The organism is Streptomyces sp. NPDC039736, assembly GCF_055596485.1.
This window is the reverse complement of record NZ_JBVIUQ010000002.1, coordinates 268,622-290,952: the sequence shown is the minus strand read 5'-3', so window position 1 is coordinate 290,952 and position 22,331 is coordinate 268,622. Positions and strand designations below refer to the sequence as shown.

Sequence of the window (22,331 nt, the reverse complement as noted above, 5' to 3'; positions counted from 1 at the left end):
ACGGCATGGAGATGCCGAGGAGTGAACGGTCGCAGGAGAGCCCTCAGGTCCTGGTCGTCGGGCAGGACGGGATGGCGCTCGGCGGCGGTGACGACGAGTCGCGCGAGGTGCCTGTGACGGACATGGTCGAACAGCCCGCGAAGGTCATGCGGATCGGCAGCATGATCAAGCAGCTCTTGGAGGAAGTCCGTGCGGCTCCTCTGGACGAGGCGAGCCGGGTACGGCTCAAGGACATTCACGCCAGCTCCGTGAAGGAGCTGGAGGACGGGCTCGCCCCCGAGCTGGTCGAGGAGCTGGAGCGGCTCTCGCTGCCGTTCACCGAGGAAGCCATTCCCTCCGAGGCGGAACTGCGCATCGCGCAGGCCCAGTTGGTGGGCTGGCTCGAAGGGCTCTTCCACGGCATCCAGACCGCGCTGTTCGCCCAGCAGATGGCGGCGCGTGCCCAGCTGGAGCAGATGCGCCGGGCGCTCCCGCCCGGTGCCTCGCACGAGGACGACGACGAGGGCGGCCACGGCCCCGGGGCCCGCACGGGCGGCCCGTACCTCTAGGACACCATCGGAAAAAGGGGCCGTGTTTCACGTGAAACACGGCCCCTTCGTCGTGCCGGTGCCCGCTCTGAGGCCGCGTTCAGTTCACGGTGAGCAGGATCTTGCCGATATGGCTGCCCTCGTCGAGTGCCGTGTGCGCCTCGGGGGCCCGGTCCATCGAGAAGGTCCGGTCGACCACCGGCCGCACCCGGCCCGCCGCGATCAGCGGCCACACGTGCTCGCGCACCGCCGCCACGATCGCCGCCTTCTCGCCCAGCGGACGCGCGCGCAACGAGGTCGCGGTGATCGCGGCCCGCTTGCGCAGCAGGGCGTTGAGGTTGATCTCGCCCTTCACCCCGCCCTGGAGGCCGATGATCGCGAGGCGTCCGTTGGTGGCGAGCGCCTTCACGTTCTGGTCCAGGTACTTGGCGCCGATGATGTCGAGGACGACGTCCGCGCCCTTGCCGTCGGTGGCCTTGCGCAGTTCCTGCACGAAGTCCTGCTCGCGGTAGTCGATCAGGACGTCCGCGCCCAGCTCCGCGCACCGCGCCAGCTTCTCCGGGCCGCCCGCCGTGACGGCGACCTGCGCGCCGATCGCCTTGGCGAGCTGGATCGCCATGGTGCCGATGCCGCTGGCACCGCCGTGCACGAGGAGCGTCTCGCCGGGACGCAGGTGGGCGATCATGAAGACGTTCGACCAGACCGTCGCGGCAACCTCGGGCAGCGCGGCGGCCGTCACCAGGTCCACGCCGTCGGGCACGGGCAGCAGTTGCCCCGCCGGGACGGCGACCTTCTGCGCATAGCCGCCGCCGGAGAGCAGCGCGCACACCTCGTCGCCGACCGCCCAGCCGTGCACGCCCGCGCCGAGGGCGATGATGCGGCCGGAGCACTCCAGACCGGGGTAGCGGGAGGCGCCGGGCGGCGGGTCGTAGAAGCCCTGCCGCTGGAGCAGGTCGGCCCGGTTCACGGCGCTCGCGGCGACCTCGACGAGGACCTCGCCCTCGTTCGGGACGGGATCGGGGACCTCCGCCCAGACGAGCGCGTCGGGGCCACCGGGTTCAGGGATCGTGATCGCATGCATGGCCTCGAAACTACCCCCGGTGCCTGTGATCAGTCCGAAGAGCCCCGAGTGGACCCCCGGGCCGCGGCGGGTCCGTACCCTGTGGGGCCTTCTCCCGCCGGCAGCCGGGGCTCAGTCCGCCGCGTTGAACCGCATGTCCGCGCCCTCCGAGCCCGGCACCGCGCGCACGATCGTGATGACGCGGTCGGTGAGCTGGAGCGGACTGGCCTTCGGGTCGTCGTAGCCGAGCAGCCGGTGTCCGCGCAGGACGCTCACCACGAGGTCCTCGGTCTCCCGGACGTTCTTGCCGACCTCGCTCTTTATGACCGGCCGTTCGATCAGGTCCAGGCCCGAGCCCTGCTGGATCAGGTCCTCCATCACCGTGCCGGCGCTCGGGCTGAGCACCGACAGGCCCAGCAGGCGGCCCGCCGCGCTCGCGCTGGTGATGACCGCGTCCGCGCCGGACTGCCGCAGCAGCGGCGCGTTCTCCTCCTCGCGGACCGCGGCGACGATCTTCGCGCCCCGGTTCAGCTGACGGGCAGTGAGGGTGACCAGCACCGCCGTGTCGTCGCGCTGGGTGGCGATGATGATCTGCCGGGCCCGCTGGAGCTCCGCCCGCAGCAGCACGTCGCTGCGGGTCGCGTCGCCGACGACTCCCGTCAGCCCTTCCGCGTTGCAGGTCTCGATGACCTTGGCGCTCGGGTCGACGACGACGATCTGGTCCTTCTTCAGGCCCGTGGCGATGAGGGTCTGCATCGCGGACCGGCCCTTCGTCCCGTACCCGATGACGACAGTGTGGTCTCGCAACTGGGACCTCCAGCGATTCAGCCGGAACTCCTCCCGCGTCCGCTCGGTGAGGACTTCGAGAGTGGTACCGACCAGGATGATCAGGAACAGAACCCGCAGCGGCGTCACGAGCAGCACATTGGTGAGCCGCGCGCCGTCGCTGTACGGAACGATGTCGCCGTACCCCGTGGTGGAGAGGGTGACGGTCGAGTAGTAGACGGCGTCGAGGAGGTCCACGCCGCCGTCGGAGTTGTCGTGGTAGCCCTTGCGGTCGATCCACACGATGAAGACCGTCACGGCGAGCACCATCAGCGCCATCAGCAGCCGCTTGGCGACCTGCCGCAACGGGCGCTCGACGATGCGCCTGGGCAGCTTGACCGGGGCGGTCGTCAGATGCTCGTCGGCATCGCGCGCCATCGCGTCATGGCCTGGCAGTTTCACGTGAAACATCCTTCCGGTCGGCCTGGCTGGGGTGCGCCCGGATGTTTCACGTGAAACACCCCTCGGCCCACGGCAGGTCGAGGATTTCCAGTTCGTCGCCGGCGCATGCGCCGCCGGGCGGAATCACTGCCAGCCCGTCGGCCGCCGCGACCCCCCGCAGCATCGCCGGTCCGTTGTAGTGCAGGGGTACGGCATGGTCCGCGCCGGATGCGTCCGTGCGGTGGGTGACGGGCACCAGCCGGGTGGAGGCCGGGTGGCCGGGCACGTCGTCGCGCACCGGAGCACGGTACGGCTCGGGGGCGGGCCGGTGGGCGAGCGCCCGCAGCAGCGGCTCGGCCAGCGTCAGCAGTCCGGACACGGCGGCGAGCGGGTTGCCGGGAAGCCCCACCAGGTGGGTGTCGGGGGCGAGCCGGGCCAGCAGCATGGGGTGGCCGGGGCGCACGTCGACGCCGTCGACGAGGAGTTCGGCGTCGACGGAGGCGAGGAACGGGTGCACGTGGTCGAGGGGCCCGGCGGCGGTGCCCCCGGTGGTGACGACGACATCCGCTTCGGAGCCGAGGACCGCCTTGCGCAGCGCCGCGGGGTCGTCGCCCAGGCAGCGGGTGTCGAGCACGTCCGCTCCGAGGGCACGCAGCCAGGGGGCGAGCATCGGGCCGAGCGCGTCGCGGACCATGCCGTCGCGGGGCAGCCCGGAGGTCAGCAACTCGTCGCCGAGGACGAGCACTTCGACGGTGGGCCGGGGCACGGTCAGCAGGGTGTCGTATCCGGCGGCGGCCGCCAGGCCGAGGACCGCCGGGGTCACCACGGAGCCCGCGGGCAGCAGGCGGTCGCCGGTGCGGCACTCCTGGCCGCGCGGGCGGATGTCCTGACCGGGAATCACCTCGCGCTGCGCGTGCAGGCGTTGCTTGGCCGCGTCGGCGTGGGCGTGCTCGCGGCGGACGACCGCGGTGGCCTCGACGGGGATGCGGGCCCCGGTGGCGATCCGTACGGACTCGCCGTCGCCCAGCGGATCGGGGGCGTCGCGTCCGGCGAGGATGCCGGGGCCTTCGCGGAAGGACCAGGGCCCGGGGCCGGCCACGGCCCAGCCGTCCATGGCGGAGGTGTCGAAGGACGGCAGGTCGGTGAGGGCGTCGAGGGGTTCGGCAAGGATCTGCCCGAGCGCCTGCTCCAGGGGCACGCGGCGGGGGCGGGCCGGTGCGGTGCGCCCGGCGAGCGCGGCGGCGGCGCGGGCCTCGGGCCAGGTGGTGGCGGGATGAGCCTCAGCGGCGGGCGCGGGCGCCTGGTCCGTGGATGCCTCCGGGGCCGTGTCGGGGGGCGGCGCGCCGGGGGGATCGGCGGCGGGGGCGGGCACGGCGGGCGGTGTGCGGCTGACGAGCGCGAGGGCCTGTTCGATGCCGTCGATCTCGTGGTCGGTGTCGCTCACGCGGGGCCCGCCTGTCCGGAACGGGGCCCGCCGGAGCCAGCCGGTCCGGAACCCGCCTGCCCCGAGCCCGCCGGACCGGAACCGGGCTCGCCGGAACCCGCCTGTCCGGGGCTCGCCTGCCCCGAACCCGTCTGCCCCGAGCCCGCCGCGCCGGAACCGGGCCCGCCGGAGTCCGGGGCGGTTTCGGTCTCGGCGGCCCAACGGGCCGCGAGCGCGGTCGCCTTGGCGGCGGCCGCGGCGACGGCTTCGGGCCCTGCGGCCCCGGCGCGGCCCGCGGCGTAACCGACCAGGAACGTCGTCAGGGGAGCGGCGGGTCGGGCGACGCCGTGCGCGGCGTCGCGCGCGAGGTCGAGGAGGAGGGGGGTGTCGACGGTGAGGTCGAGACCGAGTTCGTCCTTGACTGCGGTGATCCATTCATCCAGCACGTGCCCATGCTCCCTGATGCGGGCACGGGCCGCTGCGATGTTTTCCCAGGTGTCGCAGTCGAAGGAGGCGAAGGGATCGGCGGCGGTGACACGCGTGAGGGCGAGCTCGGCGGTGAGCCGCCGCAGCGGGAGGCCGGAGAGGGAGCCGTGCTCGGCGGTCAGCAGGGCGAGCCGGCGGTGCAGCGGTTCGGTCCGGTACACGGCGACCAGGGGCTGGTCGCGGCCGGTGCCGTCGACGAGGAGCGCCCCGTCGGTGCGCGGGTCGTCCGCCACGGACCGTACGAGCGTGTCGGCCGTGGCCCGGTCCACGAACGGCAGGTCCACGGAGAGCACGAGGACCAGCGGCGCCCGGGTCCCGCGGACCCCGGCGGCCAGCGCGGCGAGCGGACCGCCGCCGGGCGGGTCCTCGCGGGCCCAGGCCACCGGGCGCGCGGTGGCGTGCCGGCCGCCGACGACCACCGTGGCCCCGGCCCCTTCACAGGCCGTCAGGACCCGGGCGAGCAGGGTCCGTCCGCCGATCCGCACCGCGGCCTTGTCGACACCGCCGAGCCGCCGCCCGGCGCCCCCGGACAGCACGACGGCGTCATACGCGTGGGCACTCATGCCCCGAAGTATGGCCGGGCCCCGCGGCCGTCGTCGGCGAGGGGGCCCGGCCCGGGGCCGATGGCGTGTCAGAGAGTGCGCAGCAGCAGTGCCGGGTGCTCGACGCAGTCGGCGACATACCGCAGGAAGCCGCCCGCGGTGCCGCCGTCGCAGACCCGGTGGTCGAAGGTCAGCGAGAGCTGGACGACCTGGCGCACCGCCAACTGGCCTTCGTGCACCCATGGCTTGGGCACGATGCGGCCGACGCCGAGCATGGCCGCCTCGGGGTGGTTGATGATCGGCGTGGAGCCGTCGACGCCGAACACCCCGTAGTTGTTGAGGGTGAAGGTGCCGCCGGTGAGCTGGGCGGGGGTGAGCCTGCCCTCCCGGGCCGCGTCGGTGAGACGGACGAGCTCCTCGCCCAGGGACTCCACGCTGCGGGTGTGCGCGTCGCGGACGACCGGGACGACGAGTCCGCGCTCGGTTTGGGCGGCGAAGCCCAGGTGCACCTCGGAGAGCCGGACGATCTCGCGGGCCTCGGTGTCCACGGTGGAGTTCAGCTCGGGGAAGCGGGCCAGGGCGGCCGTGCAGACGCGGGCGAGGAGGGCCAGCACGGACACCTTGGGCCCGTTGCCGACGCTGTTCATCGCGGCGCGGGCGGCCATCAGCTCGGTCGCGTCGGCGTCCACCCAGCAGGTGGCGTCGGGTATCTCGCGGCGGCTGCGGGACAGCTTGCCGGCGACGGCTCCGCGCACCCCCTTGAGGGGGACCCGGACGGCGGACGCGGCGGACGGGGACGGGGCGGGCGCGGCTGCCGCAGCGGCGGAAGCCGTGACGGGGGCGGCGGGACCCGGGCGGACGGCAGCGGTCGACCCACCGGCGGCGGGCGCACGGAGGGCCTGCTCCACGTCGCCGCGCAGGATGAGCCCGTCGGGTCCCGAGCCGCTCAACTGCCGCAGATCGAGTCCGTTCTCGCGCGCCAGCCGACGTACGAGAGGAGAGATCACCGGCACGGGACCTCCGCCCCTGCCGGTGGGAGCGGGCGCACCGGCAGGAGCCACCGGAACAGCGGAAGGGGCGGCGGCAGCCGGGACCGCCGGGGCCTGCGGAGCCACGGGCTGCGCCTCACCCGCCCCCCGCGCCCCGGCCCGCACCCGGCGCCGGCGCGCCGCAGGGGCCGTCGTGCCGTACCCCACCAGCACGTTCCCCGACCCGGAGGCAGCGTCCGAGCCGTTCGCGGCAGGGGCACCGTCCGAGGCGTCCGCGCCCACCGCCACGGTCAGCAGCGGCGAGCCGACGGGCAGTTCCGTCCCCTCCTCGCCGAAGCGCGCGGTGACCACGCCCCCGTACGGGCACGGCACCTCGACCATCGCCTTGGCCGTCTCGACCTCGACCACCGGCTGGTCGACGGCGACGACGTCGCCGACCCGCACCAGCCAGCGCACGATCTCCGCCTCGGTCAGTCCCTCGCCGAGGTCCGGCAGCCTGAACTCCAGACTCGCCATTCCAGAAGCCTGTGCCATCGTCAGTCCTCCCACTGGAGCCGCGCGACCGCGTCCAGCACCCGGTCCACGCCGGGCAGGTGGTGGCGCTCCAGCATCGGCGGCGGGTACGGCACGTCCAGCCCGGCGACGCGCAGTACCGGAGCCTCCAGGTGGTGGAAGCAGCGCTCGGTGATCCGGGCGGCGATCTCGCCGCCGGGTCCGCCGAAACCGGGCGACTCGTGCACGACGACCGCGCGCCCGGTGCGCCGCACGGAGGCGGCCACCGTCTCGTCGTCAAAGGGCACGAGGGAGCGCAGGTCGACGACCTCCAGGTCCCAGCCCTCCGCCGTCGCGGCCTCGGCGGCCTCCAGGCACACCGGCAGGGACGGCCCGTAGGTGATGAGGGTGGCGCTGCGGCCGGGGCGGCGGACGACGGCCCTGCCCGTCGGGGCGACGGCGGTCGGTGCGTCCGGCGACCAGTCGGCCTTGGACCAGTAGAGCCGCTTGGGCTCCAGGAAGACGACCGGGTCGTCGGAGGCGATGGCCTCGCGGAGCATCCCGTAGGCGTCCTCGACGGTCGCCGGGGTGACGACGTGCAGGCCGGGGGTGGCCATGTAGTACGCCTCGGAGGAGTCGCTGTGGTGTTCGACGCCGCCGATGCCCCCGCCGTACGGAATCCGGATCGTCAGGGGCATGGGGAGTGCGCCGCGCGTCCGGTTGCGCATTTTGGCGACGTGGCTGGCGAGCTGCTCGAACGCCGGGTAGGCGAACGCGTCGAACTGCATCTCCACGACGGGCCGCAGCCCGTACATCGCCATGCCGACCGCCGCGCCGAGGATGCCGGCCTCGGCGAGCGGGGTGTCCGTGCAGCGGTCCTCGCCGAACTCCTTGACCAGGCCGTCGGTGATGCGGAAGACGCCGCCGAGCGCGCCGACGTCCTCACCCATGACGTGCACGGTCGGGTCCTCGGCCATCGCGTCGCGCAGGGCGCGCTGGAGGGCCTGCGCCATGCTCGCGGGCTTCGCGGCGGCCTTCGCCGCGCCGCGGGCCACGGTGGTGCTGCTCATCGCCCGTCCTCCACGTCTGCTTCCGCTTCCAGCTCGGCCCGCAACTGTGCCTCCTGCTCGCGCAGTTGCCCGGTGCGCTCCGCGTAGACGTGGGTGAACAGGTCCATCGGGTCGAGCACCGGGTCCGCGTTCATCCGGGCCCGCAGGTCGGCGGCCATGGTCTCGGCGGCCTCCGCGGCCTCCCGTACGCCGTCCTCGTCCAACAGGCCGCGGGCGGTCAGCTCCCGCTCCAGCAGGGCGATCGGGTCGTGGTCGCGCCAGGCGTCCACCTCGGCGTCGCCGCGGTAGCGGGTGGCGTCGTCGGCGTTGGTGTGGGCCTCCATGCGGTACGTGATCGCCTCGACCAGCGTCGGGCCGCCGCCGCGCCGGGCGCGCTCCACGGCCTCGCCGAGCACCTGGTGCAGGGCGGCCGCGTCGTTGCCGTCGACCAGGCGGCCCGGCATTCCGTATCCGACGGCCTTGTGCGCCAGGGAGGGGGCGGCGGTCTGCTTGGCGAGGGGGACGGAGATGGCGAAGCCGTTGTTCTGCACGAGGAAGACGACCGGCGCCTGCCACACGGCGGCGAAGTTCAGCGCCTCGTGGAAGTCGCCCTCACTGGTGCCCCCGTCGCCGACCATGGCCAGCGCGACCACGTCGTCGCCCTTGAGGCGGGCGGCGTGTGCGAGGCCGACCGCGTGCGGCAGTTGGGTGGCGAGCGGCGTGCACAGGGGCGCGATGCGGGCTTCGCGCGGGTCGTACCCGGTGTGCCAGTCGCCGCGCAGCAGGGTGAGCGCCTGCACGGGGTCCAGGCCGCGGGCCACGACGGCGAGGGTGTCGCGGTACGAGGGGAAGAGCCAGTCCTGCTCCTGGAGCACCAGCGCGGCGGCGACCTCGCAAGCCTCCTGGCCGGTGCTGGAGGGGTACACGGCGAGACGACCCTGCCGGGTGAGCGCCGTGGCCTGCGCGTTGTACCTGCGGCCGCGCACCAGCTCGGCGTACAGCCGGCGCAGCAGGGCGGGGTCGGCCCCGGCGGCGGCCCCGGTGCCGAGCACGCGGTACGGCGACGCGTCGGGGAGCAGCGGAGCGGGGTCGGTACGCGGCTGCCAGGCCGGGGGCGGGCTGGGCCGGTAGGCCGTGCTGCCCGGCATCTCTTGAATCGTCACGACGAACACCTCCTCGTGGGAGCGGTGCGGACATGCCGCCCCGGCGGGTACAGGACCCACAGGACGGAAAGGACAGGTCCAGGAGGGCGCCGGAATGTGGCGCGTCTCACCTACCGATTGTTCGGTCGTGGATGCAGTTTGGCTACAGGCGGCATCAGCCTGTGGACAAACGGTTCTGCGCAGCCTGGGATGGGGACAGTACGTCCATGGCGGGGAAGCGGGGGGACATGGCAGCTGAACAAATGGCCGGATCGGGTGACGGGGTTTCCCGGGATGCGGGGGATGTCCACAGGGACCGCGCCCGGGACCTGCCGCCCGCCGCCCCCCGGGACGAGCAGCTCGCCGGCGCCCGGGGCCCGTCGCCCGCCCTCACCGGGGACCGGCCGCCCGCCCGCCCGCTGGACGCCATCGACCGCGACATCCTGCACATGCTCCAGACCGACGGCCGGGCCTCGATACGGTCCGTCGCCGAGCGCGTCCACGTCTCGCGGGCGAACGCCTACGCCCGCATCAACCGGCTCATCGACGACGGCGTCATCCGGGGCTTCAGCGCCCGCGTCGACCACGAGAGAGCAGGTCAGGGCGCCTCCGCGTACATCACCCTCAAGATCGTCCAGAACTCCTGGCGGACCGTCCGCGAACAGCTCCAGGCGCTGCCGGGCGCCGCGCACATAGCGCTGGTCAGCGGCGATTTCGACGTCCTGCTGCTGGTGCACACCCCGGACAACCGCACCCTGCGCGAACTGGTCCTGACGAAGATCCAGTCCATCCCGGAGGTGCTCAGCACGCGCACCCTGCTGGTCTTCGAGGAGACCGGCCTGGACCCGCAGCGCCCGGCCCAGGACTGAGGCCCCAGCCAGGACTGAGGGGCCCTGGTGCCGGGCGTGCGCCCCGCACCCCGGCGCCGGGCGCGGCCCCACGCCGCTCAGCCCGTGCGCAGCCCGTCGAAGGCCATCCGTACCACCGTGTCCACCAGCTGCTCCTGCTCCGCGCCCCCGTCGGGATGCGGCCGGTACCATTCCACCAGCGAGTTGATCATCCCGAAGAGCAGCCGGGTGGCCAGCCGGATGTCCACGTCCGCCCGCAGATCGCCGTCGGCGGCGGCGGCCTTCAGCAGATCGGCCACCCGCTGGTCGAACTCGCGCCGGCGCTCCAGCGCCCACCGCTCCGTCTGCGTGTTGCCGCGCACCCGCAGGAGGAGGGTCACGTACGGCAGTTCCGCCATCAGCACCTCGACGGTGCGCCGCGTGACGTGCTCGACGCGCTCGATGGCCCGCCCGCGCTGCGCCCGCGGCTCCTCCAGGGCGGCGAAAAGCCCGTCCAGCGCCCGGCTGACCGCCCGCCGCAGCAGTTCCTCCTTGCCCGCGACGTGGTGGTAGATGGACGACTTGGAGATGCCCGCCGCCTTGGAGAGGTGCTCCATGGAGGTGCCGTCGTAGCCGCGCTCGTTGAAGACGTTCACCGCCACGGCCAGCAGCGTCTCCGGGGTGTACGTGTCCCGCTTGGCCGCGGTCGGCCGGTCCGTGGTGGTCATCCGGTGCTCTCCTGTGCGGCGGTGTCCGCCCGGCCGGCGGCCTCGGACGCGGACGCCTGGTCGGCGTACCCCTGCCGGTAGTGCGCGAGCGAAGGGGCGTACCGCCCGGTGGGACAGCGCTGGTGCATCGCGGTGAGCAGGTCGAAGGTCCAGTCGGCGGTCAGTTCGCGGCCCCATTCCAGCGGTCCGCGCGGGTAGTTGACGCCCAGGCGCATCGCGGTGTCGATGTCACCGGCACTGGCGACGCCCTTGGCCACGGCGTCCAGCGCGAGGTCCACGAGCATCGCGACGGTGCGCGCGACGATCATCCCGGGGACGTCGCCGATGACGCTGACGTCCTTGCCGAGCGCCTGGAAGAGCCCGATCGCCTCGTTGAGGGTCTCCTCGGAGACGTCGTCGGACGCGGCGAGGGCGATGCGGGTGGCGGCCCGGTAGTCCAGTGCCAGGTCGAAGTAGACGACGTCGTCGTACTCCACCGAGGTGTGCCCGTCGACGGGGGCGAGCTGGCCGCCGCCGGGGAGGCCGATGTACGGGCCGCCGGAGGCCAGTTCCGTGACCTCGATGCCGTCCGTCTCCCGGAGCATCGCGAGCACCTCGGCCGCCGGCCCGAAGTCACCGGCGACGGTGACCCGCGCGGGCGGCCGCGCCGGCGGCGCGGTGTGCGGCGCGGGCCCGGCGCCGTTCTCTCCGTACGGGAACCAGCCGTGCCCGGACTTGCGGCCGAGCCGGCCGGACTCGACCAGGCGCCGCTGCGGCAGCGCCGGCACGAACTTCGGGCTCTGGTGGAACGCCTCCCACACCGAGCGGGAGACGGCCTCGTTGACGTCCTGGCCGATCAGGTCGGTCAGCTCGAAGGGGCCCATCCTGAAGCCGCCGGACTCACGCAGCACGGCGTCGATGGTGGCGGGGTCGGCGGCCTGCTCCTCGTACACCGCGAAGGCCTCGGCGTAGAAGGGCCGGGCGATCCGGTTGACCAGGAAACCGGGGGTGTCGGCGCAGCGCACCGGAGTCTTCCCCCAGGCGAGCGCGGTGTCGTAGGCGCGCGTGGCGGCGTCCGCGTCCGTGGCGAAGCCGCTGACGACCTCCACGAGGGGGAGCAGGGGCGCGGGATTGAAGAAGTGCATGCCCACGAAGCGCCCCGGATGCTTCAACGCGCCCGCGACGGCGGTCACCGACAGCGAGGAGGTGTTGGTGGCCAGCAGACAGTCGGGGGAGACGAGTTCCTCCAGCGACCGGAACACCTGCTGCTTGACCTCCAGACGCTCCACGATCGCCTCGACGACGAGGGCGGCTCCGGAGAGGTCCCGCAGGTCGTGGGCGGGGTGCAGCCGCTCCAGGGCGGCATCGGCGTCGGCGCGCGCCAGCTTCCCCTTCTCCACCAGCCGCTCCACCCGGGAGCGTACGGAGGCGTCCGCGGCGGTGGTGCGCCCGGCGTCGACGTCGAAGAGCCGGACGGGGTGTCCGGCGAGGAGGGCGACCTGGGCGATGCCCTGGCCCATGGTCCCGGCCCCGACGACGGCGACGGTGCGGGAGCGCTCGATTGCTGTCATGCGGCCCATCCTCCAGGACGGTTGTCCACAGGTTCACGCCGGTCCCGCGAACCGGTCGTCCACAGGTTCATGTCGGCCCCCTTGTCCCGACCGATCGTTCGGTTACTCTAACCGTGTCCGACCGCCACGGCCCAGCCCGAGCCCGCCCGGAGCTCAGCCGGTGCCCATCACGAGCCCATCTCGACGAGGAGTTGGTCCGCGCAATGCAGTCGCCGCAGACGCCGTCACAGTCGCCGCAGAAGCTGACGCAGCTGACCGAGACCCACCGGCCCACACTCGACCAGGCCCTCGACGCGATCCGCACGCGCGCCTACTGGTCCCCGCACCCCGAGCACCCCAAGGCGTACGGCGAGAGCGCGGCGGCCGACGGTCTCGCCGCGTTCGAGGCACTGAAGAACACCCGCTTCGACCTCGGCGACCAGCCGGGCACGGACGGCTGGGTGGGCGGCTCCGCCGCCGACGGCGGCGAGGTCTCCCCGTACGGTCCGGAGCTGGGCGTCTCCTACCCGCACGCCGACCTCGACGTCCTGCTGCCCGCCCTGCGCGCGGGCGTGGGCGCCTGGCGCGACGCGGGGCCCGAGGCGCGCGCCGTGGTCTGTCTGGAGATCCTGGCCCGGATCAACGCCCGCACGCACGAGTTCGCGCACGCGGTGATGCACACCAGCGGCCAGGCGTTCATGATGGCGCTCCAGGCGGGCGGCCCGCACGCCCAGGACCGCGGCCTGGAGGCGGTGGCGTACGCCTACGCCGAGCAGACCCGGGTGCCCGCGTCGGCCGACTGGTCGAAGCCGCAGGGCAAGCGCGACCCGCTGAACCTGGCGAAGTCCTTCACGGCCGTCCCGCGCGGGGTCGCCCTGCTCATCGGCTGCAACACCTTCCCCACCTGGAACGGCTACCCGGGCCTCTTCGCCTCCCTGGCCACCGGCAACCCGGTCCTGGTCAAGCCGCACCCGCGCGCGGTGCTCCCGCTCGCGATGACGGTCAAGGTCGCCCGCGAGGTCCTCGCGGAGGCGGGCTTCGACCCCAACCTGGTGGCGCTGGCCGCCGAGCGTCCCGGCGAGGGCATCGCCAAGACGCTCGCCACCCGCCCCGAGATCAAGATCATCGACTACACCGGGTCCAGCGAGTTCGGCGACTGGCTGGAGGCCAACGCCCGGCAGGCGCAGGTCTACACGGAGAAGGCCGGCGTCAACACGGTCGTCGTCGACTCCACCGACGACTACCAGGGCATGCTCGCCAACCTGGCGTTCTCGCTGTCCCTCTACAGCGGCCAGATGTGCACCACTCCGCAGAACCTGCTGATCCCCCGGGGCGGCATCACCACCGACGCGGGCCCCAAGTCGTACGACGAGGTGGTCGGCGACCTCGCGAAGTCGGTCGGCGGCCTGCTCGGCGACGACGCCCGGGCGAACGCCCTGCTGGGCGCGCTGGTCAACCCGGACGTGAAGGCCCGCCTGGAGGCGGCGGCCGGCCTCGGCGAGGTCGCCCTGCCGTCCCGGGAGGTCACCCACCCGGACTTCCCCGGGGCCACGGTCCGTACGCCCGTCATCGTCAAGCTGGACGGCGCGAAGCCGGACGACCAGGCCGCGTACCTCTCGGAGTGCTTCGGCCCGGTGTCCTTCGCCGTCGCCGTGGACTCCACGGCCGACGCCGTCGAGCTGCTGCGTCGTACCGTCCGCGACAAGGGCGCCATGACGGTCGGCGCGTACACGACGTCCGACGAGGTGGAGCGGGCCGTGGAGGAGGTCTGCCTGGAGGAGTCCGCGCAGCTCTCGCTGAACCTCACGGGCGGGGTGTACGTCAACCAGACCGCCGCGTTCTCGGACTTCCACGGTTCCGGCGGCAACCCGGCCGCGAACGCCGCACTGTGCGACGGCGCGTTCGTGGCCAACCGCTTCCGGACGGTGGAGGTGCGCCGCCAGGCCTGACGGCGGCGTACGCACCGGAAAACCGAACGCCGTGGTTCGCGCCCCCCAACGCGGACCACGGCGTTCCCGGTGCGCCCCGTCGGGTCAGGACGGTTCCGGCACGTCCGCGTACCGCTGCACCCAGGCGTGCATCGCGATGGCCGCGGCCGCCCCCGCGTTGATCGACCGCGTCGACCCGAACTGCGCGATCGAGCAGACCATCGACGCGTGCGCCCGCGCCTGCTCGGTGAGCCCCGGCCCCTCCTGCCCGAACAGCAGCACGCACCGCTTCGGCAGCACTGTCCGCTCCAGCGGGACCGCCCCCGGCAGGTTGTCGATGCCGATGATCGGGACGTCCTCGGCGGCCGCCCACGCGGTCAGCGACGCGGTGTCCGGGTGGTGGCGCACATGCTGGTAGCGGTCGGTGACCATGGCCCCGCGCCGGTTCCAGCGCCGCCGCCCCACGATGTGGACCTCCTTGGCGAGGAAGGCGTTGGCGGTGCGCACCACGGAGCCGATGTTGAAGTCGTGGCCCCAGTTCTCCACGGCGACGTGGAAGTCGTGCCGCCGGGTGTCCAGGTCGGCGACGATCGCCTCCCGCGTCCAGTACCGGTACGGGTCGACGACGTTGCGCCGGTCGCCGTGCGCCAGCAGCTCGGGGTCGTAGCGCTCGCCCTCGGGCCAGGGCCCGGGGTGCGGGCCGACGCCGATCCCGTCGCCGAAGCCGTCGTCGTACTGGACCGGCTCGTACGGGACCGGCTCGTCCTGGGCGGACTCGTCCACGCTGCTGTCGTTCTCGCTGCTCACCCCACGAGCGTACGGGGCCGCTCCACGGCCTCGGGACGCCGCTGGGGGCGGCGCTTGCGCGAGGGGGCGAGCACCCGGTCCCGCAGCCGGCCGGCCCGTCCGCCCAGCCACAGCAGGAACACCGTCGGCAGGAACACCGCGTCCGCGGCGATCATCGCCAGCGAGAAGAACGGCAGCCCTAGCAGCACCGCGATGCTCGCGTGCTCCAGGATCATCAGCACCAGCAGGACGTTCTTCACGCGCCGGTTGAAGAGCGTGAACGGGAAGGCGACCTGCACGATCACCGTTCCGTACGTCACCAGCATGACCATCGTGCCGTGCGCGGCGAGCTGCTCGGACAGCCACGGCCAGGGCGTGAAGTAGTCCAGGTGCAGGGGGTAGTGGACCGCGGTGCCGTCCTGCCAGCGCGAGCCCTGCACCTTGTACCAGCCGGCCGTCGCGTAGACGAAGCAGACCTCGACCATGATGATCAGCAGACCGGCGTTGTGGACAAGGTTGGCCAGGACGTCCAGCAGGCGTCGCGGCTCACCGTCCGCCCGGCGGCACGCGGCCCACCACAGCAGGTGCGCGAGCAGCAGCGCCCAGAACACCAGCGCCCAGCCCCAGCTCAGCAGCCCCATGACGGTGACCGCGGCGAGGGCCGCGCCGAGCACCGCCCACAGCACGGGCCCCGCCCGGTCCCGTACGGCGGCGGCGACGGCACCGCCCGCGTCCCGCACCCGGCGCGCGTCCAGCGACCACACCCGGCCGCAGCGCGTGAGCACCAGGTACATCGCCATCAGGTGGATGACGTTGTCGCCGCCGTCGCCCATGAAGACGCTGCGGTTCATCAGCGACAGCACGCCGATCATGAACAGCACGGACATCGTCCGGGTGCGCCAGCCGACCAGCAACAGGGCGCTGGAGACGATCGCGAGGACGTACACGAACTCGAACCACAGGGTGCTGCTCGTCCACATCAGCACGGTGAACGCGCCGTTGTCGGCGATGAGCTGCTGCCCCATGTCCCAGCCCCAGGGGCCGTCGGGTCCGTACAGCTCGTGCCGGTGGGGCAGTTCGCGCAGCAGGAACAGCAGCCAGGTCCCGGAGAACCCGATGCGCACGATCGCCGTCTGGTACGGGCCGAGGGCCGTGGCGGTGACGCGCTGGAGACCCCGCAGGAGCGACTGCCGCACCCGGGCGGGCAGCGGCCTGGCGAGGAACGGGCCGACGGCGCTCACCTGGTCACTCCCGCCTCGTCGGCGACCTTCGTCAGATCGGCGCGCGTCACCGTCCACCAGGGCAGCGTCCGGTACACGGGCTTGGTGGAGATCTTCTCCGTGCTCCACGGCGGCGGCTTCACCGAGGTCGTGGAGGAGCGGACCTGGATGCGCACCACCCGGCCGCCCATGTCGAGCTCGGACATCCGCTCCAGCACGATGCGCCGCACGTAACGTGCGGAAACGTCCCCGCGCATGCCCAGTGACTCGTTCTTGTCGTTGTGCCAGTTGGTGTAGAAGTCCCAGCCGCGACGCAGTTCGTTCTGGGTGGTGTGGCTGGGCAGGAGGCTGCCGCGGATCTGTTCGGCGTCCTTGGCGGAGAAGTCGATCCACTCCGTGATGCGCCACTGGCCGCTCTTGGTCTGGATCTGGGCGCGGGACTGGACGGCGACGTTCTGCTGCAGCGGGTTGGGGGCGAAGAGCTTCCAGTTCTGCTCGAACTCGGGGTTGATCCAGGCGCTGACGGCCTCGCCGTGCTCCTTGGAGAGCGTGTTCGACGGTGCGATGTGCAGGAACACCGCGCCGAGGTGGACGAGTGCGGTCACGCCGGCCAGGGCGAGGACGAGGGCCGCGACGACCCGGGACGGAAGGGAGAGCCCCGCGATGCCGGGGATCTCCACGGGCGCCTCGGGGGGCGGCGCGGCGGCCTCCGCCGGATTCTCGGCGGCGTCCGTGGTCGGGCCGTCGTCCGGGGTCGGGTCGGCGTCCGGGGCCTTGGCGTCGTCCGGGGCCGGGCCGGCGGCCGGGGCCTTGACGTCGCCCCGGGCCCTGTCGTCGCCCCGGGCCTTGTCGTCGTACGAATCCATCCCGCCCCGATCAGACGCGTCGGCCAGTTGTCCACAGAGGTTGACACCCTACGGGCCGTCGCTCCACCATTGAAGCCAACGAACCGAACGATCGGTCGGTAGGTGGCACAGGGGGCCAGGATGACGGCAGTGACGGAAGGGCAGACCCACCCCGCGACAGAGGGGCGGGCGGGAACGGCTCCGGACCCGCAGGCGGTGTTCGACGCGGCCGTCGCCGCGGACGAGCGCATCGAACCGCGCGACTGGATGCCGGACGCCTACCGCGCCTCCCTGGTCCGCCAGATCGCCCAGCACGCGCACTCCGAGATCATCGGCATGCAGCCCGAGGCCAACTGGATCACCCGCGCCCCCTCCCTGCGCCGCAAGGCCATCCTCATGGCCAAGGTCCAGGACGAGGCCGGCCACGGCCTGTACCTCTACAGCGCCGCCGAGACCCTCGGCACCAGCCGCGAGGAGCTCCTCGACAAACTGCACGCGGGCCGCCAGAAGTACTCCTCGATCTTCAACTACCCCACCCTGACCTGGGCCGACGTCGGCGCGATCGGCTGGCTGGTGGACGGCGCCGCGATCACCAACCAGGTCCCCATCTGCCGCTGCTCCTACGGGCCCTACGCCCGCGCGATGGTCCGCATCTGCAAGGAGGAGTCCTTCCACCAGCGCCAGGGCTTCGAGTCGCTCCTCGCCCTCTCCCGGGGCACCCCGGAGCAGCACGCCATGGCCCAGGACGCGGTGAACCGCTGGTGGTGGCCGTCGCTGATGATGTTCGGCCCGCCCGACGACGAGTCCTCGCACTCCGCGCAGTCCATGCAGTGGAAGATCAAGCGGCACTCCAACGACGAACTGCGCCAGCGCTTCGTCGACATCGCCGTCCCCCAGGCCGAAGCCCTCGGCCTCACCCTTCCCGACCCGGACCTGCGCTGGAACGAAGAACGCGGCCACCACGACTTCGGCGCCATCGACTGGGCCGAGTTCCGGGACGTCCTCAAGGGCAACGGGCCCTGCAACGACCAGCGCATCACCCAGCGCCGACGCGCCCACGAAGAGGGCGCCTGGGTGCGGGACGCCGCCGCGGCACACGCAAGCAAGCACCGCCAGAACCAGGGGGAAGCCGCATGACCGGCCCGGACACGACCAGCACGGACCAGCACCACGACTGGCCGCTGTGGGAGGTGTTCGTGCGCTCCCGCCGCGGACTGTCCCACACCCACGCCGGCAGCCTGCACGCCCCGGACGCCGCCATGGCCCTGCGCAACGCCCGCGACCTCTACACCCGCAGGTCCGAAGGCGTCTCGATCTGGGTCGTGCCGTCCGCCGGGATCACCGCCTCGTCCCCCGACGAGAAGGACTCCTTCTTCGAGCCCTCCGGCGACAAGCCCTACCGCCACCCCACCTTCTACGCGATCCCGGACGGGGTGAAGCACCTGTGACCGCCGCCGTCCCGCGTACCGCGGCCCTCGCGCTGGGTGACGACGCCCTCGTCCTCTCGCACCGGCTGGGGGAGTGGGCGGGCCACGCCCCCGTCCTCGAAGAGGAAGTCGCCCTCGCCAACATCGCGCTCGACCTCCTCGGCCAGGCCCGCATCCTGCTCTCCCTCGTCGGCGACGAGGACGAACTCGCCTACCTCCGCGAGGAACGCGCCTTCCGCAACCTCCAGCTCGTCGAGCAGCCGAACGGCGACTTCGCCCACACCATCGCCCGCCAGTTGTTCTTCTCCACCTACCAGCACCTCCTGTACGGCCGACTGGCCGCCGGAGAGGGCCCGTTCGCGCCCCTCGCGGCGAAGGCCGTCAAGGAGACCGAGTACCACCGCGACCACGCCGAGCAGTGGACGCTGCGCCTGGGCGACGGCACCGAGGAGAGCCACGACCGGACACAGCGCGCGGTGGACGCCCTGTGGCGGTTCACCGGAGAGCCCTTCCAGCCGGCCGAGGGGCTGGAGGAGGTGCCGCCGCTGGAAGAGGAGTGGCTGGCCTCCGTCACCGCGGTACTGGAGCGGGCCACGCTCACCGTGCCCGAAGGCCCCCGCACCGGAGCCTGGACGGCGGGCGCGGGCCGGCAGGGCCTGCACACCGAACCCTTCGGCCGGATGATCGCCGAGATGCAGCACCTGCACCGCAGCCACCCGGGGGCGACATGGTGAAGGACCACGCGGCAGCAGGCGAGGATACCGCCCTGGAGGCCGAACTGCGCCGCCTGGCCGGCACGGTCCCCGACCCCGAACTGCCCGTCCTCACCCTGGCGGAGCTGGGCGTACTGCGCGCCGTGCACGTCACCGGACCCGGCCGCGTCGAGGTCGACCTCACCCCGACGTACACCGGCTGCCCCGCCGTCGAGGCGATGTCCGCCGACATCGAGCGGATCCTGCACGACAGCGGCGGCATGACCGAGGTCACCGTCCGCACGGTGCTCGCCCCGGCCTGGAGCACGGACGACATCAGCGCGGAAGGGCGGCGCAAGCTCGCCGCGTTCGGCATCGCACCGCCGCGCACGACGCGCGAGGTGAACGGCCCAGGTTCTGCGGGGTCGGGGGGTTCCGGGGGTTCCGGGAGCCCCGGTTCCGGCCCGGTACCGCTGTCGCTCGCGATCCGCTGCCCGCACTGCGGCTCCATCGACACCGAACTGCTCAGCCGGTTCTCCTCCACCGCGTGCAAGGCACTGCGCCGCTGCGTGGCCTGCCGCGAACCCTTCGACCACTTCAAGGAGTTGTAGATGCCGTTCCACCCGCTCCGGGTCCGGGGCATCGAGCGGCTCACCGACGATGCGGTGGCCGTCACCCTCGCGGTGCCGCCCGAGCTGCGCGAGACCTTCCGGCACGTGCCCGGCCAGCACCTGGCACTGCGGCGGATCGTGGACGGACGGGAGATCAGGCGCACGTACTCGATCTGCGCCCCGGCGGCCGAGGCCCCGGACGAGCCGGTGCTGCGGGTCGGCATCCGGCTGGTCGACGGCGGCGCGTACTCGACGTATGCACTGAAGGAACTGCTGGTCGGGGACACCGTCGAGGCGATGCCGCCGACGGGGCGCTTCGTGCTGGAACCACGCGACGGGCACTTCGCCGCGATCGTCGGCGGCAGCGGCATCACCCCGGTGCTGTCGATCGCGACGACCCTGCTGACCCGACGCCCCCACGCCCGCTTCTGCCTGATCCGCAGCGACCGCACGGCGGCCTCCACGATGTTCCTGGAGGAGATCGCCGACCTCAAGGACCGCTTCCCCGACCGGTTCCAACTGGTCACGGCGCTGTCGAGGGAGGAGCAGCAGTCGGGTCTGCCGTCGGGGCGGCTGGACGGGGACCGGCTGACGGAACTGCTCCCCGCGCTCCTGCCGGTCGCCGACATCGACGGCTGGTACCTGTGCGGGCCGCTCGGACTGGTCGAGGGCGCCGAGCGCGCGCTGCGCGGACTCGGGGTCGGCCGGGACCGCATCCACGAGGAGGTCTTCCACGTCGACGACGGCGCGGCCGCCGCAGCACCGGCCGCGACCGTGCCGGCCGCGGTGGGCGGCACCCTGACCGCGACCCTCGACGGGCGCTCCGGGACCTGGCCGGTGCAGGACGGCGAATCGCTGCTGGAGACCGTACTGCGGGCGCGGGCCGACGCTCCGTACGCCTGCAAGGGCGGGGTGTGCGGGACCTGCCGGGCGTTCCTGGTGCGTGGTGAGGTGCGCATGGACCGCAATTACGCGCTGGAGGAGGAAGAGACGGCCGCGGGCTACGTGCTGGCCTGCCAGTCCCGTCCGGCCACCGGGGAAGTGGAGCTGGACTTCGACCGCTGAACGTACGGCGCTCGGCGCCCGCCGCCATTCCCTTCCCGTAGAACGTGTTCTATCTTGACGCTCCGTCAGATATTGGGCGTTCCGCGAGCACGGGCACGGAGGGCAGGGCAGTGGACTTCACCTTCACCGAGGAACAACAGGCGGCCGCCGAGGCGGCACGGGCGGTCTTCGCCAACGTGGCGCCGGACGCGACACCGAGCCCGGCGCTCACCACGGGCGCCGTCGCCGACGACTTCGACCGCCCGCTGTGGGCGAAGCTGGCCGCCGCCGACCTGCTGAGCCTGCTCCTGGCGAAGGAGCACGGCGGCGCCGGCCTGGACCCGCTCGCCCTCTGCCTGGTCCTGCGCGAAGCGGCGAAAGTGCTGGCCCGGGTGCCGCTGCTGGAGACGAGCGCGGTGGCCCTGACCGTACAGCGGTACGGGGACAAGGAGCTGGCGGACGAACTGCTGCCCCGGGCCGGACGCGGCGAGCTGGTCCTCACCGCCGCCGCCCACGGGCGCACCGGCCACGAAAGGGCCGAACTCGCCGTCACGGCACGCCAGTCGGACGACTCCGGGTGGACCCTGGACGGCGTCCAGACGGCGGTGCCCTGGGCCCGGCACGCCGACCACATCGCGGTGCCCGCGCACACCGAGGACGGACGCACGGTCCTCGCGCTGATCCCCCGCGGCCGCACCGGCGCCACCCTCGCCGACCAGGTCTCCACCAACGGCGAACTCCTCGCCGAGGTCCGCCTGGACGCCGTGCCCGCGACCGCACACGAGGCGATCACCGACCCGGCGGCCTGGGAGCGGCTGCACGCCCTGCTCACCACCGGAACCTGCGCGCAGGCACTGGGCCTGGGCGAACGCGTCCTGGAGATGACGGCCGCCTACACCTCGCAGCGCGAACAGTTCGGCTTCCCCGTCGCGACGTTCCAGGCGGTCGCCGTGCAGGCCGCCGACCGGTACATCGACCTGCGCGCCATGGAGGCCACCCTCTGGCAGGCCGCCTGGCGGCTGAGCTGTGACGCGGACGGGGCGCTGCCCCTGGCGGGAGACGTGGCGGTGGCGAAGATCTGGGCCTGCGACGGCGTACGCCGCACCGTGCAGACCGCCCAGCACCTGCACGGCGGCTTCGGCGCGGACACCGACTACCCCCTGCACCGGTACCACGCCTGGGCCAAACACCTGGAACTCAGCCTCGGCCCGGCCGCCGCCCACGAGGAAGCCCTGGGCGACCTGCTGGCGGCCCACCCGCTGGGGTAGCGCTCCGGGAACGGACCGGGCACCCGGCCGCCGGGCTCAGCGTCCAGGGAATGCCCCGGACACACGGCCGCCGGGCTCAGCGTCCCGAAAACGGACCCGACACTTGTTCGCCGGGCCGACGGCCCGGGAACGTCACAGGACGAACGCGGGGGCGTCGCCCTCGGCGACCATCGGCCGGCCCGCCCCGTCCCACGCCAGCATGCCGCCCTCGATGTTCACCGCGTCGATGCCCTGCTGCACGAGGTACTGGGTGACCTGCGCCGAACGCCCGCCGACCCGGCACATCACATGGGCGCGGCGACCGTCCGCCACCGCCTCGGTGACCTCGCCGAACCGGGCGACGAAATCGCTCATCGGAACGTGCAGCGCGCCCTCGACGTGCCCGGCCGCCCACTCGTCGGCCTCCCGGACGTCCAGCACCAGGCCGTCGGCCGGCACCGACGCGACGTCCACCGAGGGCATGGAGGCGAAATTCATGGGGTCAAGCCTTCTCTCGTACACACGAACCAC

General features: G+C 73.0%; 22 protein-coding genes. 9 read left to right on the top strand and 13 right to left on the bottom strand.

Annotated elements, in window-relative coordinates:
• Positions 1-5: 5 nt before the first annotated feature.
• Positions 6-548 carry a bacterial proteasome activator family protein gene (locus tag ACZ56L_RS06255; protein ID WP_345221028.1) on the top strand — a complete coding sequence of 181 codons (543 nt, stop codon included), beginning with the start codon at positions 6-8 and terminating at the stop codon, positions 546-548.
• Positions 549-627: 79 nt separating this feature from the next.
• On the opposite strand, the gene ACZ56L_RS06250 is transcribed toward ACZ56L_RS06255, so the two are convergent.
• The 7 genes from ACZ56L_RS06250 to pdhA form a co-directional block, all read right to left on the bottom strand.
• The gene (locus ACZ56L_RS06250) at positions 628-1,608 is read right to left on the bottom strand and encodes an NAD(P)H-quinone oxidoreductase (RefSeq protein ID WP_471062135.1); all 981 of its coding nucleotides are present in this window, start codon (positions 1,606-1,608) and stop codon (positions 628-630) included.
• Positions 1,609-1,719: 111 nt separating this feature from the next.
• Positions 1,720-2,823: a potassium channel family protein gene (locus ACZ56L_RS06245; RefSeq protein WP_345221024.1), complete on the bottom strand. Its 1,104-nt coding sequence runs from the start codon at positions 2,821-2,823 to the stop codon at positions 1,720-1,722.
• A 37-nt stretch (positions 2,824-2,860) separates the two neighbouring features.
• Positions 2,861-4,237 carry a molybdopterin molybdotransferase MoeA gene (locus ACZ56L_RS06240; RefSeq protein ID WP_471062131.1) on the bottom strand — a complete coding sequence of 459 codons (1,377 nt, stop codon included), beginning with the start codon at positions 4,235-4,237 and terminating at the stop codon, positions 2,861-2,863.
• A complete protein-coding gene (locus ACZ56L_RS06235; protein WP_471062128.1) occupies positions 4,234-5,265 on the bottom strand; it encodes a DUF6457 domain-containing protein in 1,032 nt (343 codons plus the stop codon). The genes ACZ56L_RS06240 and ACZ56L_RS06235 overlap by 4 nt, the downstream gene beginning before the upstream one ends.
• Before the next feature lie 68 nt (positions 5,266-5,333).
• Positions 5,334-6,767: a dihydrolipoamide acetyltransferase family protein gene (locus tag ACZ56L_RS06230; RefSeq protein WP_471062125.1), complete on the bottom strand. Its 1,434-nt coding sequence runs from the start codon at positions 6,765-6,767 to the stop codon at positions 5,334-5,336.
• A 2-nt stretch (positions 6,768-6,769) separates the two neighbouring features.
• On the bottom strand, positions 6,770-7,795 hold the full coding sequence (locus ACZ56L_RS06225; protein ID WP_345221018.1) for an alpha-ketoacid dehydrogenase subunit beta: 1,026 nt from the start codon (positions 7,793-7,795) through the stop codon (positions 6,770-6,772).
• On the bottom strand, positions 7,792-8,922 hold the full coding sequence (gene pdhA / locus ACZ56L_RS06220; protein ID WP_468688519.1) for a pyruvate dehydrogenase (acetyl-transferring) E1 component subunit alpha: 1,131 nt from the start codon (positions 8,920-8,922) through the stop codon (positions 7,792-7,794). The genes ACZ56L_RS06225 and pdhA overlap by 4 nt, the downstream gene beginning before the upstream one ends.
• Positions 8,923-9,164: 242 nt before the next feature.
• Between pdhA and ACZ56L_RS06215 the strand changes: the two genes are divergently transcribed.
• Positions 9,165-9,785 (top strand): Lrp/AsnC family transcriptional regulator, encoded by a 621-nt coding sequence (locus ACZ56L_RS06215; RefSeq protein ID WP_471062121.1) that lies wholly within the window; start codon positions 9,165-9,167, stop codon positions 9,783-9,785.
• Positions 9,786-9,862: 77 nt separating this feature from the next.
• Here the strand turns inward: ACZ56L_RS06215 and ACZ56L_RS06210 are convergent, their stop codons facing one another.
• Positions 9,863-10,471: a TetR/AcrR family transcriptional regulator gene (locus tag ACZ56L_RS06210; protein ID WP_345221011.1), complete on the bottom strand. Its 609-nt coding sequence runs from the start codon at positions 10,469-10,471 to the stop codon at positions 9,863-9,865.
• A complete protein-coding gene (locus ACZ56L_RS06205) occupies positions 10,468-12,021 on the bottom strand; it encodes a 3-hydroxyacyl-CoA dehydrogenase (protein WP_468688297.1) in 1,554 nt (517 codons plus the stop codon). The genes ACZ56L_RS06210 and ACZ56L_RS06205 overlap by 4 nt, the downstream gene beginning before the upstream one ends.
• 203 nt (positions 12,022-12,224) lie before the next feature.
• Here ACZ56L_RS06205 and paaN point away from each other — a divergent pair, with 203 nt between their 5' ends.
• Positions 12,225-13,949: a phenylacetic acid degradation protein PaaN gene (paaN, locus tag ACZ56L_RS06200; protein ID WP_471062117.1), complete on the top strand. Its 1,725-nt coding sequence runs from the start codon at positions 12,225-12,227 to the stop codon at positions 13,947-13,949.
• An 84-nt stretch (positions 13,950-14,033) separates the two neighbouring features.
• Here the strand turns inward: paaN and ACZ56L_RS06195 are convergent, their stop codons facing one another.
• From ACZ56L_RS06195 to ACZ56L_RS06185, 3 genes are read right to left on the bottom strand one after another with little or no spacing between them, the layout of a single operon-like run.
• Positions 14,034-14,735, bottom strand: coding sequence for a TrmH family RNA methyltransferase (locus tag ACZ56L_RS06195; RefSeq protein ID WP_471062114.1), 702 nt, complete (start codon positions 14,733-14,735; stop codon positions 14,034-14,036).
• Positions 14,732-15,955: an HTTM domain-containing protein gene (locus tag ACZ56L_RS06190; protein ID WP_471062111.1), complete on the bottom strand. Its 1,224-nt coding sequence runs from the start codon at positions 15,953-15,955 to the stop codon at positions 14,732-14,734. Before ACZ56L_RS06190 ends, ACZ56L_RS06195 begins: the two co-directional genes overlap by 4 nt.
• On the bottom strand, positions 15,952-16,800 hold the full coding sequence (locus ACZ56L_RS06185) for a DUF5819 family protein (RefSeq protein WP_471062108.1): 849 nt from the start codon (positions 16,798-16,800) through the stop codon (positions 15,952-15,954). The genes ACZ56L_RS06190 and ACZ56L_RS06185 overlap by 4 nt, the downstream gene beginning before the upstream one ends.
• 120 nt (positions 16,801-16,920) lie before the next feature.
• On the opposite strand from ACZ56L_RS06185, the gene paaA reads away from it, so the two are divergent.
• The 6 genes from paaA (at position 16,921) to ACZ56L_RS06155 (ending at position 21,821) form a co-directional block, all read left to right on the top strand.
• Positions 16,921-17,916, top strand: coding sequence for a 1,2-phenylacetyl-CoA epoxidase subunit PaaA (gene paaA / locus ACZ56L_RS06180; protein WP_471062105.1), 996 nt, complete (start codon positions 16,921-16,923; stop codon positions 17,914-17,916).
• The gene (paaB, locus tag ACZ56L_RS06175) at positions 17,913-18,227 is read left to right on the top strand and encodes a 1,2-phenylacetyl-CoA epoxidase subunit PaaB (protein WP_345220996.1); all 315 of its coding nucleotides are present in this window, start codon (positions 17,913-17,915) and stop codon (positions 18,225-18,227) included. The genes paaA and paaB overlap by 4 nt, the downstream gene beginning before the upstream one ends.
• Positions 18,224-18,940 carry a 1,2-phenylacetyl-CoA epoxidase subunit PaaC gene (gene paaC, locus ACZ56L_RS06170; RefSeq protein ID WP_471062102.1) on the top strand — a complete coding sequence of 239 codons (717 nt, stop codon included), beginning with the start codon at positions 18,224-18,226 and terminating at the stop codon, positions 18,938-18,940. The genes paaB and paaC overlap by 4 nt, the downstream gene beginning before the upstream one ends.
• Positions 18,934-19,509 (top strand): 1,2-phenylacetyl-CoA epoxidase subunit PaaD, encoded by a 576-nt coding sequence (gene paaD, locus ACZ56L_RS06165; RefSeq protein ID WP_471062100.1) that lies wholly within the window; start codon positions 18,934-18,936, stop codon positions 19,507-19,509. The genes paaC and paaD overlap by 7 nt, the downstream gene beginning before the upstream one ends.
• Positions 19,510-20,574 (top strand): 2Fe-2S iron-sulfur cluster-binding protein, encoded by a 1,065-nt coding sequence (locus ACZ56L_RS06160; RefSeq protein ID WP_345220989.1) that lies wholly within the window; start codon positions 19,510-19,512, stop codon positions 20,572-20,574.
• 110 nt (positions 20,575-20,684) lie between these two features.
• Positions 20,685-21,821 carry an acyl-CoA dehydrogenase family protein gene (locus ACZ56L_RS06155; RefSeq protein WP_471062098.1) on the top strand — a complete coding sequence of 379 codons (1,137 nt, stop codon included), beginning with the start codon at positions 20,685-20,687 and terminating at the stop codon, positions 21,819-21,821.
• 132 nt (positions 21,822-21,953) lie between these two features.
• Here ACZ56L_RS06155 and ACZ56L_RS06150 read toward each other — a convergent pair whose 3' ends face one another.
• Positions 21,954-22,298, bottom strand: a complete 345-nt coding sequence (locus ACZ56L_RS06150) for a rhodanese-like domain-containing protein (RefSeq protein ID WP_345220984.1) — start codon at positions 22,296-22,298, stop codon at positions 21,954-21,956.
• Positions 22,299-22,331 lie beyond the last annotated feature (33 nt).

Bases quoted from the DNA above. Each gene is read 5' to 3' on its own strand.
- ACZ56L_RS06250 (WP_471062135.1), bottom strand. From the start codon at position 1,608: ATGCATGCGATCACGATCCCTGAACCCGGTGGCCCCGACGCGCTCGTC.
- ACZ56L_RS06150 (WP_345220984.1), bottom strand. From the start codon at position 22,298: ATGAATTTCGCCTCCATGCCCTCGGTGGACGTCGCGTCGGTGCCGGCC.
- ACZ56L_RS06225 (WP_345221018.1), bottom strand. From the start codon at position 7,795: ATGAGCAGCACCACCGTGGCCCGCGGCGCGGCGAAGGCCGCCGCGAAG.
- ACZ56L_RS06230 (WP_471062125.1), bottom strand. From the start codon at position 6,767: ATGGCACAGGCTTCTGGAATGGCGAGTCTGGAGTTCAGGCTGCCGGAC.
- pdhA (WP_468688519.1), bottom strand. From the start codon at position 8,922: ATGCCGGGCAGCACGGCCTACCGGCCCAGCCCGCCCCCGGCCTGGCAG.
- paaN (WP_471062117.1), top strand. From the start codon at position 12,225: ATGCAGTCGCCGCAGACGCCGTCACAGTCGCCGCAGAAGCTGACGCAG.
- ACZ56L_RS06245 (WP_345221024.1), bottom strand. From the start codon at position 2,823: ATGTTTCACGTGAAACTGCCAGGCCATGACGCGATGGCGCGCGATGCC.
- paaB (WP_345220996.1), top strand. From the start codon at position 17,913: ATGACCGGCCCGGACACGACCAGCACGGACCAGCACCACGACTGGCCG.
- ACZ56L_RS06160 (WP_345220989.1), top strand. From the start codon at position 19,510: ATGCCGTTCCACCCGCTCCGGGTCCGGGGCATCGAGCGGCTCACCGAC.
- ACZ56L_RS06210 (WP_345221011.1), bottom strand. From the start codon at position 10,471: ATGACCACCACGGACCGGCCGACCGCGGCCAAGCGGGACACGTACACC.
- ACZ56L_RS06255 (WP_345221028.1), top strand. From the start codon at position 6: ATGGAGATGCCGAGGAGTGAACGGTCGCAGGAGAGCCCTCAGGTCCTG.
- ACZ56L_RS06235 (WP_471062128.1), bottom strand. From the start codon at position 5,265: ATGAGTGCCCACGCGTATGACGCCGTCGTGCTGTCCGGGGGCGCCGGG.
- paaD (WP_471062100.1), top strand. From the start codon at position 18,934: ATGGTGAAGGACCACGCGGCAGCAGGCGAGGATACCGCCCTGGAGGCC.
- ACZ56L_RS06185 (WP_471062108.1), bottom strand. From the start codon at position 16,800: ATGGATTCGTACGACGACAAGGCCCGGGGCGACGACAGGGCCCGGGGC.
- paaA (WP_471062105.1), top strand. From the start codon at position 16,921: ATGACGGCAGTGACGGAAGGGCAGACCCACCCCGCGACAGAGGGGCGG.
- ACZ56L_RS06205 (WP_468688297.1), bottom strand. From the start codon at position 12,021: ATGACAGCAATCGAGCGCTCCCGCACCGTCGCCGTCGTCGGGGCCGGG.
- ACZ56L_RS06215 (WP_471062121.1), top strand. From the start codon at position 9,165: ATGGCAGCTGAACAAATGGCCGGATCGGGTGACGGGGTTTCCCGGGAT.